Here is a 15,109-nt window from a genome sequence, read left to right as displayed (position 1 = left end):
CCTTATCGTTCCCTCATGCGCACCCACACCGTGGACCATCCACTCGTCGCCGCCCTGATCACCACCATGCGGGACGAGCGAACACCGAATCCGGCTTTCCGTGCCGCACTGCGTGATCTGACCGGAATCCTGATCTACGAGGCGCTGCGCGACGCGGAGGTGGAGCGCTTCGAGATCGTCACCCCGGTCGCTCCCACCGAAGGCGTCCGGCTGGCCCACCCGCCGCTGCTGGTTCCGGTGCTGCGCGCCGGACTCGGCATGGTCGACGCGGCCGCCGAGCTGATCCCGGACGCCAGAATCGGATTCGTCGGTCTCGCCCGCGACGAGGACACGCACCTGCCGGTGCCCTACATGGAATCACTGCCCGCGGATCTGGCCGGGCTGCCGGTCTTCGTGCTCGACCCGATGCTGGCCACGGGCGGCTCGATGCGGCACACCCTGGAGCTGCTCGCGGCGCGCGGCGCCACCGACATCACCGCGGTGTGCGTCGTCGCTGCTCCGGAAGGAATTGCGACACTGGCTGATTCGGGTCTGCCGGTGCGGCTGGTCACCGCCGTCGTCGACGCGGGCCTGAACGAGAACGCCTATATCGTGCCCGGTCTCGGCGACGCGGGCGACAGGCAATTCGGCCCGCGCTGAATCTCTGCGGGTCAGAATTTCCGGCAGAAGTCGCGCAGCGCCGAGAGGCGTTCGCGTGCGGCGGCTCGCGCCGCCGGAAGATCGGCGCGCGAGCCGACCGGTTCGACCACCTCCAGATAGCACTTGAGCTTCGGCTCGGTGCCGGAAGGGCGCACGACCACGCGGGACGAAACACCCTGGAAGATCAGCGCGTCGGTGCGCATCCGGCCACGTACGCGGAGCTGATCGGTGTACTCCACCGGCTCGCCGGCGATCTCGTGCGGCGGATCCGTCCGCAACCGCTCGACCGCGGCGGCGGCCGCCGCGGCCGAGGCGAGTCGCAACGACACCTGATCGCCCGCGTGCAGGCCGAATTCCACCGCGTAGTCGTCGAGTTCGTCGTTCAGGTCGCGGCCCGCGGCCTTCAACCGGGCCACCAGGTCGGCGGCCAGCACGGCCGCGGAGATGCCGTCCTTGTCCCGGACCGCCGCCGGGTCGACGCAGTGGCCGATCGCCTCCTCGTAGGCGTACACCAAGCCGTCGCCCGCCCGAGCCAGCCATTTGAATCCCGTGAGCGTTTCCGCGTAGCGGCCGCCGCGCGCGGGCGCCAGCTTCGACAGCAGCCGCGAGGACACGATGGTCGTCGCCACCAGCGCATCATCCGGGGCGGTGCGCAGCACGCAGTCGCCGAGGAGTACGCCGGTCTCGTCGCCGCGCAGCATCCGCCAGCCACCGTCCGGCCGCGGGACGCCGACCGCGCACCGGTCGGCGTCCGGATCGAGCGCGATCGCCACGTCGGCGCCGACTCGTGCCGCCGTCGCGAGCAGCAGATCGGTCGCGCCGGGTTCCTCCGGGTTCGGGAACGCGACGGTGGGGAAGTCGGGGTCCGGCCGGAACTGGTCATCGACCACATGGACATCGGGAAAACCCGCCGCGCGGAGCGCTTCGACAGCGAGTTCGCCGCCGACGCCGTGCAGCGGAGTGAGCGCGATCCGGATTCCGGCGCGCGCGCCGGATCCGCCGATCCGGGCGGGCAGTGCGGCGACGCGGTGGAGATAACGCCGCACGAGGTCGTCGTCGGCGGGAGTGACCGGCACGCGGTCGATCGGCTCGGCGACCGCCTCGATGCAGCGCTCGATCTCGGCGTCGGCCGGGGCGATCAACTGCGACCCGCCGTCGAGGTAGACCTTGTAGCCGTTGTCGGTGGCCGGATTGTGCGAGGCGGTGATCTGCACGCCCGCGACCGCGCCCAACTCACGCACCGCGTACGCGACCACAGGCGTGGGCAGCGGACGCGGCAGCAGCGTCACCGGGAAGCCCGCGGCGGCGAAGATCTCCGCGGTCGCCGCGGCGAACTTGGCGGAACCATGCCTGGCGTCGCGGCCGACGACCACCGCGCCGCCCCCGAGGCAGCGATCACGCAACCACGCCACGAGGCCGGCGGTCGCCCGGCTCACCGTGGTGACATTCATGCCGTCGGGGCCGTCGCGCAGCGGCCCGCGCAGGCCTGCCGTGCCGAAGCGCAGCATCTACACCCGTTCCAGCACGCCGCGCAGCAGTTTGCCGAGGCGGGGCGCGGCGGCGTGGCCTTCGGCGAGCACCTCGGCATGGGACAGATGCGCGCCCGTGACCCCCGCGGCCAAGTTGGTAACCAGCGAGATGCCCAGCAGCCGCGCACCGAGCGCGCGGCAGGCGATGGCCTCGAGCACGGTGGACATGCCGACCAGATCAGCGCCGATGGTGCGCAACATCCTGATCTCGGCGGGCGTCTCGTACTGCGGCCCGGTGAGCCCCGCGTAGACGCCCTCGGCCAGGCTCGGGTCGATCTCCCTGGCCAGCGCCCGCAACTCCGGATCCCAGGCGTCGACCAGGTCGACGAAGGTCGCGCCTGCCAGCGGCGTGCGGCCGGTCAAGTTCAGATGGTCGCTGATCAGCACCGGCTCACCCACCCGGAGACCGGAGCGGATACCGCCCGCGGCGTTGGTCAGCACGATGATCTCCGCGCCCGCGGCCACGGCCGCCGACACCGGGTGCACCACATCGGCGGGCTGATACCCCTCGTAGAGATGCTGGCGGCCCATCAACAGCAGCACAGCGTTGTCGTCCACCTGGACGGAATGGATCATGCCGACATGGCCCTGCGCGGTCGGCTTCCCGAAACCGGGCAGCTCCGGCATCGACACCGACGCCCGCGGCGCCCCGATCTCCGCTGCCGCGTCCTGCCAGCCGGACCCCAGTACCACCGCGACCCGGTGGCGTGACACTCCCGTACGTTCGGCGATCGCCTCGGCGGCCTGTTCGGCAAGCATGATCGTCACGATAGTGGATTTCCAGCGCCTGCGGCGCTGGGTGTTCGCGGCCCTTTATGGCTCGCGTTTGCGCGACCGCCGCTTGCTCCTTCGTCGCGGGCGCGGCGGCCGCGCACACGCAAACGTGAGCGGGGCTGGGTTGTTTCAATGACTGCGGCGCTTGGTTTCCGCGAGCCGGGCCGCGAAGAGCGCCTGCTCGGGGTTGCCTCGGTCTGCGCGAGTGGAGGCCACGTGGTGGGGTGGGACGGTTGTCCGACGGACTGCTCGCTTGCCCGAAGGTCGGTCGGATGGATACCTGCGAGGGGTCGATCGTCGCGGTCGGCAGTCGACTGCTACCCGTGAGTAGGGGATCGGGCGGGGCCCGTTACGCTGCACCGCATGCCGTATCTGGAACGCCAAGGGGAAGTGTTCGTCGTCTACCTCGGGTCCGAGGGCGAGACGGACAACGAGAACCGTTTCCACCCGGATTGGATCGACGCGTTCCACGGGCTGCTGGACGAGGCCGAGAGTTCCGTGGGGCCCGCCGCGCTGGTGACGACGGCGACCGGGAAGTTCTTCAGCAACGGTCTGGACACCGATTGGCTGTTCGGCAACCTGGACAAGATGCACGGCTACCTCGACCGCGTGCACTCGCTCTACACCCGCCTGCTCGCATTCCCGCTGCCGACCGTCGCCGCGATCAACGGCCATGCCTTCGGCGCGGGCGCCATGCTGGCCACCTCACACGATTTCCGGGTGATGCGCGCCGATCGCGGCTTCTACTGCCTGCCCGAGGTGCACCTGGGCATGCCGTTCACCATCGGGATGAACGCCCTGCTCACCGAGCGGCTGAGCAACCAGGTCTGCGTGCAGGCGATGACCACCGGCCACCGCTACCCGGCCGACGAGGCGATCGCAGCGGGCATTGTGGACGGCAAGGCCGAAGCCGACGAGCTGCTCGCGACCGCCGTCCAGCGGGCGGCGTCGCTGGCCGGCAACCGCAGGCCCAACCTGCCGGTGATCAAGCGCGCCCTACACGCAAAAGCACTGGCCGGCCTCGCGGTACCGACCACTCCGGAAAATTTGGCCTTCGCCACGAACTGACCCGCCTTCACGGACAGCCCAGGTCCGCGCACACTCGCGCCACAAGGGGGCCGCGAACACGCCGCGCGAAAGCGCGGCAAATCGAACACAGTGCGAGACTGTGTTGCATGCCACCATCGCGCAGCGGGCGCCAGGAAGCGCAGCACGACGGCAACGCAGTCTACGAGGTCGACGCCACCGCTCGCGGTGACGCCGCGATCCGCGCCGCGTCCGCCGAGCTGATCGCGCTCTCGCACGCGATTCACGGCGAACCGGAGCTGGCGTTCGAGGAGACCCGCAGCGTCGCCAAGACGATCGCGCCGCTGGCCGAGCGCGGTTTCGAGATCGAGCTGGGCGTGGCCGAGCTGCCCACGGCCTTCCGCGCGCGCTACGGCAGCGGCGCGCTGACCGTCGGCATCTGCGCCGAATACGACGCGCTGCCCGAGATCGGCCACGCCTGCGGACACAACGTCATCGCCGCCTCCGCGGTGGGCGCGGCGCTCGGTCTCGCCGAGGTCGCGGACGAACTGGATCTCACCGTACTGGTGTTCGGCACACCGGCCGAGGAGAGCGGCGGCGGCAAGGTGCTCATGCTGGAACGCGGCGTGTTCGACGACGTCGCGATGGCGATGATGGTGCATCCGGGTCCGCTCGACATCGTCGGCGCCCGCTCGCTGGCTCTGGCCGACGTGTCGGTGGTTTTCCACGGGCGCGAGGCGCACGCAAGCGCGGCGCCGGAGCAGGGCCGCAACGCGGGCGACGCGGTCACCGTCGCGCAGGTGGCCCTTGGGTTGCTGCGGCAACATCTCCTGCCCGGCCAGCAACTGCACGGTATAGTCGGCGACGGTGGCGTAGCTCCCAACATCGTGCCCGGACGTGCGGAACTGCTGTATTACCTACGCGCAGTCGACTCCGCATCCCTCGACGATCTGATGCGACGAGCGTCGGCTTGCTTCGAGGCGGGCGCCCTCGCGACCGGCTGCACCCACGAAATCCGGACGCTCGCGCCGACGTATACCGAGCTGACCCCGGATCCGGACTTGTTGCTCGTCTATCGCGAGCAGCTCACCGGATTGGGACGCGTGCCGCTCGCTCCGGAGTTCGAGGCGCAGCGGCCGCTGGGCAGCACCGATATGGGAAACGTCACCAATGTCATTCCGGGCATTCACCCGGTCATCGGCATTGATGCCGGTGGTGCGGTGACACATCAGCCAGGCTTCGCCGCGGCCAGCGTCAACGCCTCGGCGGATCGTGCGGTCCTCGACGGTGCGCTCGCGCTCACGCGTACCGCAATCACCGTCGCCCGCGATGACATCCATAGAGACAGGTTGTTGCAACGGCTAGTTCAACGACAGGAGGACATTCGGTGAGCACAACCGGCCGTTCTGCGGCGCCGGCGACGGGCCCGGCAGCGGGCATCCGTGTGGCCACGGAGGGCCCCGGCAGCTCCGCAGTGTCGGAAACCGGGGGATCAGGGCGGGAAGCGGTGGAGTCGTGGCTGGCCGATCACACGGTCGACCTCGTCCAGTGGCGCAGGCACATCCACGCCAACCCGGAACTGTCCCGTACCGAGTTCGGCACCACCGAGTTCGTCTCGGCGTGGCTGACCAAGGCGGGATTGACGCCGCAGGTGCTGCCCGGCGGCACCGGCCTGATCTGTGACCTCGGACCGGACGGACCGCGGGTCGGCCTGCGCGCCGACATGGACGCGCTGCCGCTGCAGGAGTTCACCGGACTGCCCTTCGCGTCGACGGTCCCCGGCGTGTCGCACGCGTGTGGCCACGACGCGCACACCACCATCCTGCTCGGCACGGCGCTGGCGCTGGCCGAGGTGCCGGAGCTGCCGGTCGGCGTGCGGCTGGTCTTCCAGCCCGCCGAGGAGGTCATGCCGGGAGGCGCGATCGACGTGGTCGCCGCCGGCGCGATGGCCGGGGTGGAGCGAATCTTCGCGTTGCACTGCGATCCGCGCCTGGAGGTCGGCCGGATCGGCATCCGCGTCGGCGCGATCACCTCCGCCGCCGACACCATCGAGCTGGTGCTCGACTCGCCGGGCGGCCATACCTCGCGCCCGCACCTGACCAGCGACTTGGTCTACGCCATCGGCTCGGTCATCACGGGCCTGCCCGGCCTGCTCAGCCGCCGTATCGACCCGCGCACCAGCACCGTGATGGTGTGGGGCGCGGTGAGCGCGGGGAAGGCGCCGAACGCCATTCCGCAGACTGGCATGCTCACCGGCACCATCCGCACCGGAGACCACGCGACCTGGTCGTTGCTGGAGCCGATGGTGCGGGAGATCGTCGACGGCCTGCTCGCCCCGACCGGCGTGCGCTACCAGCTGAACTACCGGCGCGGCGTGCCGCCCGTGGTCAACGACGAGCACTCCACCCGCATCTTCGAGGACGCCATTCGCGCACTCGGCCCCGACGCGCTGGCCGACACTCCGCAGTCCGGCGGCGGCGAGGACTTCTCCTGGTATCTGGAGGAGGTGCCGGGCGCGATGGCGCGCCTGGGCGTCTGGTCCGGCGAGGGGGAGCAGCTGGATCTGCACCAGCCGACCTTCGACATCGACGAGCGGGCGCTCGCGGTCGGCGTCCGGGTGCTGAGCAACCTCGCGCTCGGCGCGAGCTCTGTCTGACCTCCAGCGTCTTCGGCGCTGGGTGTTCGCGGCCCCTTATGGCTCGCGTTCGAGCGGGCGAGACTCGCGCGTGCGGCGCATGCGCTTCGCCCCCCGGACGCGAGCCGGGCCGCGAACGGTGCTCGATGGCCTCGCACTCGACGAGGCCGTGAGCGTGACAGTGGTCCGGCCCGACCGAGAGGGTACGGCCACACCGCAGGCGTTGCGGTGTGACGCGCGGTCAGCCGAAGTTGCCCGGGCCGACGTTGCGGCTGTTGCGGGTGCGTAGAGCGTGCACGTAATCCTCTGGCGCACCGGCCTTTTCGGCGGCATCGGCGATCACGCCCAGGTAGCGGGCGGACGGCAGGCCGCCCTCGTAGGCATCCAGCACGTATAGCCAGGCCAGCGTGGGGTCGCCACCGTCGCCGTTGCGGGTCACGCGAAGGCGGATCTTCTTGTGGATGCCGAAGTCCGAGCCCTCCCAGCGGTCCAGCCGCTGCTCGTCCTCCGGGGACACGTCGTAGAGCACGACGAACACCCGGGAACCGGGATCCTCGACGACCGTCGCGAGAGGCCCTTCCCAGCCGATATCGTCACCGGCGAAGGTGAGCCGCCAGCCCTCCAACCAGCCCGTCCCGGACATGGGGGAGTGCGGACAGCGCTCGAGCATCTGCGTCGAGTCCATGTTGGACCCATAGGCGGCATAGATCGGCACCAGCAAAGGGTAGCCAATAACCTTCGCAGACCGCGTTCGATTGCCGCACCTGCGGCGCGCCGCCCGGCGGGGAACTGTTGCGCACCGGTAACGCGGTCGATCGTGCGAGGTGGTTGCCGGATAACGTTTACCCCGTGCCGGAGATCCCGGCGCGAAGCACGAGCGGAGGTATCAATGACCCGCATCGCGATCATCGGTGGCGGACCGGCCGGCTATGAGGCGGCCCTGGTAGCCGCCCAGCACGGAGCGTCGGTGACGCTGGTCGATTCCGACGGCATCGGCGGAGCGTGCGTGCTGTGGGACTGCGTTCCCTCCAAGACTTTCATCGCCTCGACCGGCGTGCGCACCGACCTGCGCCGTGCTCGCGATCTGGGCATCACCCTCGACCCGGCCCAGGCGCACGTGCAACTGTCCGAGGTGAACGCGCGCGTCAAGGCGCTGGCGCTGGCGCAGTCCTCCGACATCCGCTCGAAACTGCAGACCGTCGGGGTGACCGTGCTGGCCGGATACGGCGAGCTGATCGATCCGGGCAGCGGCGTGGCCGCGCACCGCGTGCTGGCCAAGCTGGCCGACGGCGCGCAGCAGATCATCGAGGCCGAGGTCGTGCTGATCGCGACCGGCGCGAGCCCGCGGGTGCTGCCGGGCGCGGAACCGGACGGCGAGCGGATCCTCAACTGGCGGCAGCTCTACGACCTCGAAGAGCTGCCGGAGACCCTGGTGGTCGTCGGTTCCGGCGTGACGGGTGCGGAGTTCGTCTCCGCCTACACCGAGATGGGCGTGCGGGTGAAGCTGGTCTCCAGCCGCGACCGCGTGCTGCCCGGCGAGGACGCCGACGCGGCGCTCGTGCTGGAGGACGCGCTCGCCGAGCGCGGCGTCGAACTGGTCAAGCACGCGCGCGCCGACGCCGTTGAGCGCACCGCCGACGGCATCGTGGTCAAGCTTTCCGACGGGCGCACCGTGTCCGGCTCGCACGCGCTGATGACCGTCGGCTCGACACCGAACACCACGGGCCTCGGGCTGGAGAAAGTCGGCATCGAACTCGACCGCGGCGGCTATCTGCGGGTGGACCGCGTGTCGCGCACGTCGGTGCCGGGCGTCTACGCCGCGGGGGACTGCACCGGCCTGCTGCCGCTGGCCTCGGTTGCCGCGATGCAGGGACGCATCGCGATGTACCACGCGCTCGGGGAAGGCGTCAGCCCGGTCCGTCTGAAGACCGTTGCCTCGGCGGTGTTCACCCGGCCGGAGATCGCGACCGTCGGCGTCAGCCAGACCGCGATCGACAACGGTGAGGTGCCCGCGCGCACGGTGATGCTGCCGCTGAACACGAATCCGCGCGCCAAGATGTCCGGGCTGCGCCGCGGTTTCGTCAAGATCTTCTGCCGCCCCGCGACCGGCGTGGTGATCGGCGGTGTCGTCGTCGCGCCGATCGCCTCGGAACTGATTCTGCCGATCGCCCTTGCGGTGCAGAACAACCTGACGGTCAACGACCTGGCCCAGACCTTCTCGGTGTACCCGTCGCTCACCGGTTCGGTGACCGAGGCGGCGCGTTTGCTGATGCGACACGACGACCTGGACTGAGCTCGGTTCGGCGCATCCGGTGCCGTGTCCGATCCCGGACATCAGGCCCGGTCAACTCGGTGCGGGCGCGGGACGCGGGCGCTCTTGCCACCCTTGGCTATTCGCTGCGTTGCCCAATATGCGCACATGTGGTTCACTCTCGGCAGAGATGCGATCGAAGGACGGTCGCGGAGTTCGGTGTGGGGGGATGGGTCCTTTCCAAATCGGCACGACCGAACGGCCCGGGTCGTTCGACGGTCAGGCGTCTCACCCAGGGACAACTGAATGCGGCCTGCCGGGCCGCACCCGGGAAGGGAATTGCGAAAAGTGAAACATCGTAAGCCGAGTCGGGCGCAGCGAGCGATGGCGAGCACCTCGTTGCCACTGGCCACAGCGGCTGCCGTGGCCACTCTCTTCGCTGCGCCGGCGGGGGCGGCTCCCAACGATCCGACCACTCCGCCGACGCCTGCTCCGACGCAGCCGGGCGTGAACGAGTCGCCGAGCACCCCGGAAACCACTGCGCCGGAGCCGGGCAAGCCGGAATCCAAGCAGGATCCGCAGAAGCCGGAGAGCAAGCCCACGCCGAGCCAGCCAGGCGTCACCACCCCGGAGTCGGATCATGCCGCGCCGGACCAGAAAGACCCGAAGCTGGCCAAGCCGACCCAGCCGGGCGTGACCCCGCCGCGCGTCGCGCCGCTGCCGGTTCCCGGTCAGCAGAAGCCGAGCGAGCCGCTGCCCGCGGTCGTGCCGGATCAGGCCGCGCCGCAGCCGGGCCAGCAGCAGGCCGCGCCGCAGCCCGGTCAGCAGGCCACTCCGCAGCTGGGTACGCAGAGCGACAACGACAACGCCCAGGCGCGGCAGCCGGAGAGCTCCACGCTGGTGCAGCCGCAGGCGCAGCCGCGCTGGCAGGCCCCGCGTATGGAGGCGGCCCCGGCGGCTCCGGTCGTGGAGATGACCGGCCCGCACGCGGAGATCGGCGCCAACATCGACGGCGGCACCGTCCTGCCGGGCCACGTGGCCAACACCCACCACTTCAGCAACGAGGCCGGTTACGTCGGCACCATCGGCTACCGCACGCCGACCGGCTCGGGTGAAGCGGGCGTCTCGGTGGAGTTCGTCGACAAGAACACGGTCAAGCTGACCACCTACACCGGTGGCGAGGGCCTGGCCGCGAACAACACCACCACGGTGTTCGACACCACCCAGCTGAACCAGGCCAAGGCCGCGGTGGAGGACTGGATCCGGGAGCAGCCGGGCGGATCGGCCGCCCTGGATGCCGCCGCACAGGTTAAGCTTCCGCTTCAGCCGGGCGATTTCGCTCCGCAGACCGCCGACGTGGGTGGTGTCACCACCCAGTGGGGTGGTTCACTCCAGTACTGACACGTGCTGTTTCGACGGGTGGGGCGGTCGTTCGCGGCCGCCCCGCTTGTGTGTCCGGGAAAGGATTGGGTGTGACCTCCGAGGGTGACGCGAGGGAGAACGAATCCGACCAGTCCGGTTCGGAGTTCGGTCCGCCGTTGGGGGAATTCGGGCCGCCGGTTTCCGAGTTCGGACCGCCCGTCTCGGAATTCGGTCCGCCTGTTTCGGAATTCGGTCCGCCGATGGGGGCCGACACCGGCCCGCGCTGGCAGGTGCCGCAGCAGCCGACCGATCACCCGGAACTGACTTGGCGGCCCGCGGGCGAGCCGGAAACGACACCCGCACTGCCGTCGCAGTTCCGCGCGCCGGATTCCACGGTTTACGCCGGACCTGCCTCCGCCACGCCCGAGCAGCCTTCTTCCGGCGTCGAGCGCTCGCAGCCCGAGGACGGCGAGCCGCAGGAATCCTGGTGGAACCAGCCGACCGCCGAGGGGGGCGTGCCGAAGCCTCCCGCGCCGTCCGAATCGGGTCTGTCCTGGGCCGAGGACCCGATCGCCATGCGGCTGGCGCTGCGCGTCCCCACGACACCGGCGCCCGCCCGGCGCAAGGGCTCCTCGACGCGGTGGATCGTGCTCGGTGCGGTCGCGGCGGTCGTGGCGCTGATCGCGCTGACCGTGACCATCGTGGTGACCAGCGGCAGCGATGAGGACCAGGACGGCACGGCGGCTTCGAGCGGCCCGAGCACCGCGGCGGTGGACTGCCCGACCCGCACCGAGGGCAAAGTCACCTTCGGCAATGGTTCGGGTGATACGAGCAGCGGGATCCGGGCGATTCTCGGCTTCGAGCATGCCTACTATTCCGAGCGCAGCGCCGCCCGCGCGCACACGTTCGTGGCGCCGGGCGCGAACGTCGAGCCACCCGCGGACCTGCAGAAAACCATCGATCAGCACATTCCGCATGGCACGGCCTATTGCCTGCGGATCGCGGAGATCACTCCCGATCGCTTCAACGTCGAGATCACCGAGCGCCATCCCGATGGCACCGAGGCCCAGTACTTCCCGGTGATCACGACGGTGACCCTGGACGGGCGGACCCTCATCTATCTGATCGATTGAGTCTGCTTCGCAGTAGGTCGGGCTACCGGGGTTCGCTCCAGCGATGAACGCGGTGCGTGGTGGAACGGGTGCGCCGCGGCCGCCGGTGTGCGCAAACCGCGCACGCCGCGGCCGCGGACGACGGATCAGCCGTCGTTGACGCCCGGCTGCAGGTAGTTCGTGACCTGCCACACGTACCCACCGCCGGAGCGCACGCAGCCGAGAACCGCTTTGCGCTGGACTCCGTTGCCCACGTCCACATAGTCCTGCGCCGTGGCTCCTGGAACCGTGCACTTCTGACCAGGCTGGGCGGCGTTCGCCGACGGCGCCACAAAGGCCAGTACGCCGGTGGTCAATGCGCCGATAGCAAGCGCGGATGCGATGTGTTTCATGGCTTTTCGTTCCTTCGGTCAGATGATCCGTACGTGGATCTGGACGGTGGCGGCGCGAATACCGTTCCATCGAGTGATGCGGATCACTCCAGAGGTCGCTGCGCGTCGGGGCGGCTGCGGCGGGGTGCATGTCGGGCAAGTGAGTCGGTCGGTCCAGTCGTGTTGCGTTCGTCGGCCCGCTCCATGCCTCGGGGTATCTCACATAATGAGAATAGAATTTCATATTTTGGTAGTCGATGTGAAACAGTGAGGACAACGCGTACCGTGGCGTCCTTTTCCGGAGGTTTCATGACGGCGATCACTCCACCCCTGGCCCGGCGTCTCGAGGGCCTGACGAGTTCGGCGATTCGTGATCTGCTGAAGGTAGCCGCGCGCGACGACGTCATCAGCCTGGCCGGTGGCCTGCCCGACGAGCAATTGATGCCGCGAGACCGGATCGCGCAGGCGGCGGAGTCGGCGCTGGCGGACCGCGCGCGACTGCAGTACACCGAATCGGCCGGGTGGGGGCCGCTGCGTGACGTGCTCGCCGCACGGGAGACGCGGCGGCTGGGGCGGCCGGTGCCGCTCGAGGAGGTGTTCGTCACGCACGGTTCGCAGCAGGCGTTGTCGCTGCTCGCCGAGGTTTTGCTGGATCCGGGCGCGCTCGTCGTGGTCGAGGATCCGGCATACGTCGGCGCGTTGCAGGTGTTCCGGGCCGCCGGATCGCGCATCGTGACGGTCCCGCTCGACGCCGAAGGGATGCGGGTCGACGCGCTGGCCGAACTGCTCGGCCGTGGCGAGCGGCCCGCGGTGGTGCACACGGTGAGCAATTTCCACAATCCGCGCGGTGTGACCATGAGCCCGCGACGCCGGCAGGAACTCGCCGAGCTCGCCGACCGGTTCGGATTCTGGGTGATCGAGGACGATCCCTACGGCGAGCTGTGGTTCGACCAGCCGTCGCCGGAGCCGATCGCGACGTATTCACCCAACGTGATCCGGCTGTCGAGCGTGTCGAAGATTCTGGCGCCGACCTTGCGGGTGGGCTGGATGACCGCGCCGAACGCGGTGTGCAGGGGTGTGGAACTGCTGAAGCAGGGCGCGGACCTGTGCGGGTCGGCCCTGACCCAACAGATCGCCGCCGATCTGCTCGCCGATGCGGATTGGCTGACCGGGCAGGTCGAGGAGATCCGGCGGGTCTACGGTGCGCGGGCGCGTGTCCTGGTCGACGAGCTGCGCACCCGCTTCGGTGACCGTCTGGTGAGCACCGATGCGGCGGGCGGCATGTTCGTGTGGGTCGACTTCACCGATGGGACCGACGCCGTGGACTTGTTGCCCCGCGCCATTGATCTCGGCGTCGCCTACGTCCCCGGCGAGGCATTCGCGGTGTCCGGCGGCCATCGGAATTCGATGCGTCTGTGCTTCACCACCTCCGACGTGGCGACGCTGCGTGAGGCGATCGAGCGCTTGGCGCGCGCGATAGGTGAATAGATCCGGGGACAACCACTTTCGATTGCCGCCGGATGGTTCGCGCGATTATGTCGCGGACGTGCGAGCGTAGTCGTCGTCTCGCTCGCGCGGGGCGTCGCTTGCCTTGCCCCTGCCGGGTAGGTGTTCGTCGGTGGCAGGTCTACTGTGACGACCGTGCCGCGCGACGCGTCGCGAGGTCGAGGAGCGTGCCCGGTCCGCCCGTCAGTCCACCCAGCCGTACGTGCGCTCGACCGCCTTGTTCCACGCGGCGAAGCGCTCGTCCCGTTCCGCCTCCGGCATGGTCGGGCTCCAAGTTTTGTCGGCGGTCCAGTTGTCGCGGATGTCGTCGGTGCCCGACCAGTAGCCGACGGCGAGCCCGGCCGCGTACGCCGCCCCCAGCGCGGTGGTCTCGTTGACCACCGGGCGCACCACGGGCACGTCGAGGACGTCGGACTGGAACTGCATGAGCAGGTCGTTGGCGACCATGCCGCCGTCCACCTTCAGCGTGGTCAGCTCCAGGCCGAGCCGCTGGGACTCGGCGTCCGCGCGCATCGCGTCGACCACCTCGCGGGTCTGGAACGCGGTGGATTCCAGCACCGCCCGCGCCAGGTGCGCTTTGGTGACGAAACGCGTGAGCCCGGCGATCACGCCGCGCGCGTCCGGACGCCAGCGGGGGGCGAACAGCCCGGAAAAGGCGGGCACGATGTAGGCGCCGCCGTTGTCGTCGACGCTACGGGCCAGCGGCTCGATCTCGTCGGCGGAGGAGATGATGCCGAGATTGTCGCGGAACCACTGCACCAGCGAACCGGTGACCGCGATGGAGCCCTCCAGGGCGTACACCGCGTCCGCGGCACCCAGGCGATAACACACCGTGGTGAGCAGGCCGTGTTTGCTGAACACCGGCGTGGTTCCGGTGTTCAGCAACATGAAATTGCCGGTGCCGTACGTGTTCTTGGCCTCGCCGGGTGACAGGCACGCCTGGCCGAAGGTGGCGGCCTGCTGGTCGCCGAGGATGCCCGCCACCGGCACCCCGGCCAGTGGCCCGGAACCGATCGGCGCGTAGACCTCCGAGGAACTGCGCACCTGCGGCAGCATCGACTCCGGCACGCCGAACTCCCGGCAGATCACCGAATCCCATTGCAACGAGCGCAGATCCAGCAGCATGGTGCGGGAGGCATTGGTCACGTCGGTGATGTGCTCGCCGGTGAGCTTCCACAACACCCAGCTGTCGACGGTGCCGAAGCACAGCTCGCCCGCCTCCGCGCGCTCCCGCACGCCAGGCACGTTGTCCAGGATCCAGCGCAGCTTCGGCCCGGCGAAATAGGTGGACAGCGGCAGGCCGGTGCGATCCTGGTAGCGGCCCGGTCCCGCGTCGCCGCCCAATTCGGCGCACAGCCGGTCGGTACGGGTGTCCTGCCAGACGATCGCGTTGTACACCGGACGACCGGTCTCGCGGTCCCACACCACGGTCGTCTCACGCTGATTGGTGACGCCGACCGCGGCGATGTCGTCCGCGCCGAGGCCGTTGCGCTCCAGAACGTCACCGAGGACGAATTCGGTATTGCGCCAGATGGTTTCGGGATCATGCTCGACCCAACCCGGCTGCGGGAAGATCTGCTCGTGCTCCCGCTGGGCGACGCCGACGACGCGCCCCTGCCGGTCGAAGACGATGCACCGACTCGAGGTCGTGCCCTGGTCGATGGCGGCCACATAGCGACGCATGCTGGCAGTGTATTTGGCCGCGACTTCGTCGCGGCTGTGTTTGTTTTTCCAGCGCCTGCGGCGCTGGGTGTTCGCGGCCCCTTATGGCTCGCGTTTGCGCGACCGCCGCTTGCTCCTTCGTCGCGGACGCGGCGGCCGCGCAAACGCGAGCCGGGCCGCGGAACGCGGTGGGTCGGGGGAGGGGGCCGAGCGAGAACTGGGTGGGGGTGGGGGGGGGGGGG

General features: G+C 69.7%; 13 protein-coding genes. 8 read left to right on the top strand and 5 right to left on the bottom strand.

From position 1 onward, the window contains the following. The first annotated feature begins 15 nt into the window (after positions 1-15). Positions 16-639: a uracil phosphoribosyltransferase gene (gene upp, locus ACL03I_RS23935; RefSeq protein ID WP_355079106.1), complete on the top strand. Its 624-nt coding sequence runs from the start codon at positions 16-18 to the stop codon at positions 637-639. An 11-nt stretch (positions 640-650) separates the two neighbouring features. Here the strand turns inward: upp and ACL03I_RS23930 are convergent, their stop codons facing one another. Both ACL03I_RS23930 and ACL03I_RS23925 read right to left on the bottom strand, forming a co-directional pair. Beyond that, positions 651-2,147 (bottom strand): phospho-sugar mutase, encoded by a 1,497-nt coding sequence (locus ACL03I_RS23930; RefSeq protein WP_412806999.1) that lies wholly within the window; start codon positions 2,145-2,147, stop codon positions 651-653. Continuing rightward, positions 2,148-2,927 (bottom strand): purine-nucleoside phosphorylase, encoded by a 780-nt coding sequence (locus ACL03I_RS23925; protein WP_355079110.1) that lies wholly within the window; start codon positions 2,925-2,927, stop codon positions 2,148-2,150. 378 nt (positions 2,928-3,305) lie between these two features. Here ACL03I_RS23925 and ACL03I_RS23920 point away from each other — a divergent pair, with 378 nt between their 5' ends. The 3 genes from ACL03I_RS23920 to ACL03I_RS23910 all read left to right on the top strand — a co-directional run bounded on the left by ACL03I_RS23920 (position 3,306) and on the right by ACL03I_RS23910 (position 6,624). Further along, on the top strand, positions 3,306-4,010 hold the full coding sequence (locus ACL03I_RS23920; RefSeq protein ID WP_412806998.1) for an enoyl-CoA hydratase-related protein: 705 nt from the start codon (positions 3,306-3,308) through the stop codon (positions 4,008-4,010). Positions 4,011-4,117: 107 nt separating this feature from the next. Continuing rightward, positions 4,118-5,359, top strand: a complete 1,242-nt coding sequence (locus ACL03I_RS23915) for a M20 family metallopeptidase (protein WP_412806997.1) — start codon at positions 4,118-4,120, stop codon at positions 5,357-5,359. A 116-nt stretch (positions 5,360-5,475) separates the two neighbouring features. Next, positions 5,476-6,624 carry a M20 family metallopeptidase gene (locus ACL03I_RS23910; protein ID WP_397280207.1) on the top strand — a complete coding sequence of 383 codons (1,149 nt, stop codon included), beginning with the start codon at positions 5,476-5,478 and terminating at the stop codon, positions 6,622-6,624. A 220-nt stretch (positions 6,625-6,844) separates the two neighbouring features. Here ACL03I_RS23910 and ACL03I_RS23905 read toward each other — a convergent pair whose 3' ends face one another. Further along, positions 6,845-7,318 carry a gamma-glutamylcyclotransferase gene (locus ACL03I_RS23905; protein WP_195088143.1) on the bottom strand — a complete coding sequence of 158 codons (474 nt, stop codon included), beginning with the start codon at positions 7,316-7,318 and terminating at the stop codon, positions 6,845-6,847. Positions 7,319-7,492: 174 nt separating this feature from the next. Here ACL03I_RS23905 and ACL03I_RS23900 point away from each other — a divergent pair, with 174 nt between their 5' ends. The 3 genes from ACL03I_RS23900 (at position 7,493) to ACL03I_RS23890 (ending at position 11,349) form a co-directional block, all read left to right on the top strand. Further along, positions 7,493-8,896, top strand: coding sequence for an NAD(P)H-quinone dehydrogenase (locus ACL03I_RS23900; protein ID WP_355081358.1), 1,404 nt, complete (start codon positions 7,493-7,495; stop codon positions 8,894-8,896). Positions 8,897-9,361: 465 nt separating this feature from the next. Continuing rightward, positions 9,362-10,255, top strand: a complete 894-nt coding sequence (locus ACL03I_RS23895; protein WP_355081360.1) for a hypothetical protein — start codon at positions 9,362-9,364, stop codon at positions 10,253-10,255. 71 nt (positions 10,256-10,326) lie between these two features. After that, positions 10,327-11,349 carry a hypothetical protein gene (locus ACL03I_RS23890; protein WP_379252089.1) on the top strand — a complete coding sequence of 341 codons (1,023 nt, stop codon included), beginning with the start codon at positions 10,327-10,329 and terminating at the stop codon, positions 11,347-11,349. A 125-nt stretch (positions 11,350-11,474) separates the two neighbouring features. On the opposite strand, the gene ACL03I_RS23885 is transcribed toward ACL03I_RS23890, so the two are convergent. After that, positions 11,475-11,720, bottom strand: a complete 246-nt coding sequence (locus ACL03I_RS23885; protein ID WP_355081363.1) for a hypothetical protein — start codon at positions 11,718-11,720, stop codon at positions 11,475-11,477. A 288-nt stretch (positions 11,721-12,008) separates the two neighbouring features. Between ACL03I_RS23885 and ACL03I_RS23880 the strand changes: the two genes are divergently transcribed. Continuing rightward, the gene (locus tag ACL03I_RS23880; RefSeq protein ID WP_412806996.1) at positions 12,009-13,187 is read left to right on the top strand and encodes an aminotransferase-like domain-containing protein; all 1,179 of its coding nucleotides are present in this window, start codon (positions 12,009-12,011) and stop codon (positions 13,185-13,187) included. Positions 13,188-13,388: 201 nt separating this feature from the next. Here ACL03I_RS23880 and glpK read toward each other — a convergent pair whose 3' ends face one another. Next, positions 13,389-14,888, bottom strand: coding sequence for a glycerol kinase GlpK (gene glpK / locus ACL03I_RS23875; RefSeq protein ID WP_355081367.1), 1,500 nt, complete (start codon positions 14,886-14,888; stop codon positions 13,389-13,391). Positions 14,889-15,109 lie beyond the last annotated feature (221 nt).

The sequence above is a fragment of the Nocardia sichangensis genome, from assembly GCF_047200615.1.
Taxonomy (GTDB): domain Bacteria; phylum Actinomycetota; class Actinomycetes; order Mycobacteriales; family Mycobacteriaceae; genus Nocardia; species Nocardia sichangensis.
This window is presented reverse-complemented; position numbering and strand designations above follow the sequence as displayed.

Excerpts from the sequence above, each read along its gene's own strand:
- upp (WP_355079106.1), top strand. The coding sequence starts at position 16 with ATGCGCACCCACACCGTGGACCATCCACTCGTCGCCGCCCTGATCACC.
- ACL03I_RS23930 (WP_412806999.1), bottom strand. The coding sequence starts at position 2,147 with ATGCTGCGCTTCGGCACGGCAGGCCTGCGCGGGCCGCTGCGCGACGGC.
- ACL03I_RS23925 (WP_355079110.1), bottom strand. The coding sequence starts at position 2,927 with ATGCTTGCCGAACAGGCCGCCGAGGCGATCGCCGAACGTACGGGAGTG.
- ACL03I_RS23920 (WP_412806998.1), top strand. The coding sequence starts at position 3,306 with ATGCCGTATCTGGAACGCCAAGGGGAAGTGTTCGTCGTCTACCTCGGG.
- ACL03I_RS23915 (WP_412806997.1), top strand. The coding sequence starts at position 4,118 with ATGCCACCATCGCGCAGCGGGCGCCAGGAAGCGCAGCACGACGGCAAC.
- ACL03I_RS23900 (WP_355081358.1), top strand. The coding sequence starts at position 7,493 with ATGACCCGCATCGCGATCATCGGTGGCGGACCGGCCGGCTATGAGGCG.
- ACL03I_RS23885 (WP_355081363.1), bottom strand. The coding sequence starts at position 11,720 with ATGAAACACATCGCATCCGCGCTTGCTATCGGCGCATTGACCACCGGC.
- ACL03I_RS23880 (WP_412806996.1), top strand. The coding sequence starts at position 12,009 with ATGACGGCGATCACTCCACCCCTGGCCCGGCGTCTCGAGGGCCTGACG.
- glpK (WP_355081367.1), bottom strand. The coding sequence starts at position 14,888 with ATGCGTCGCTATGTGGCCGCCATCGACCAGGGCACGACCTCGAGTCGG.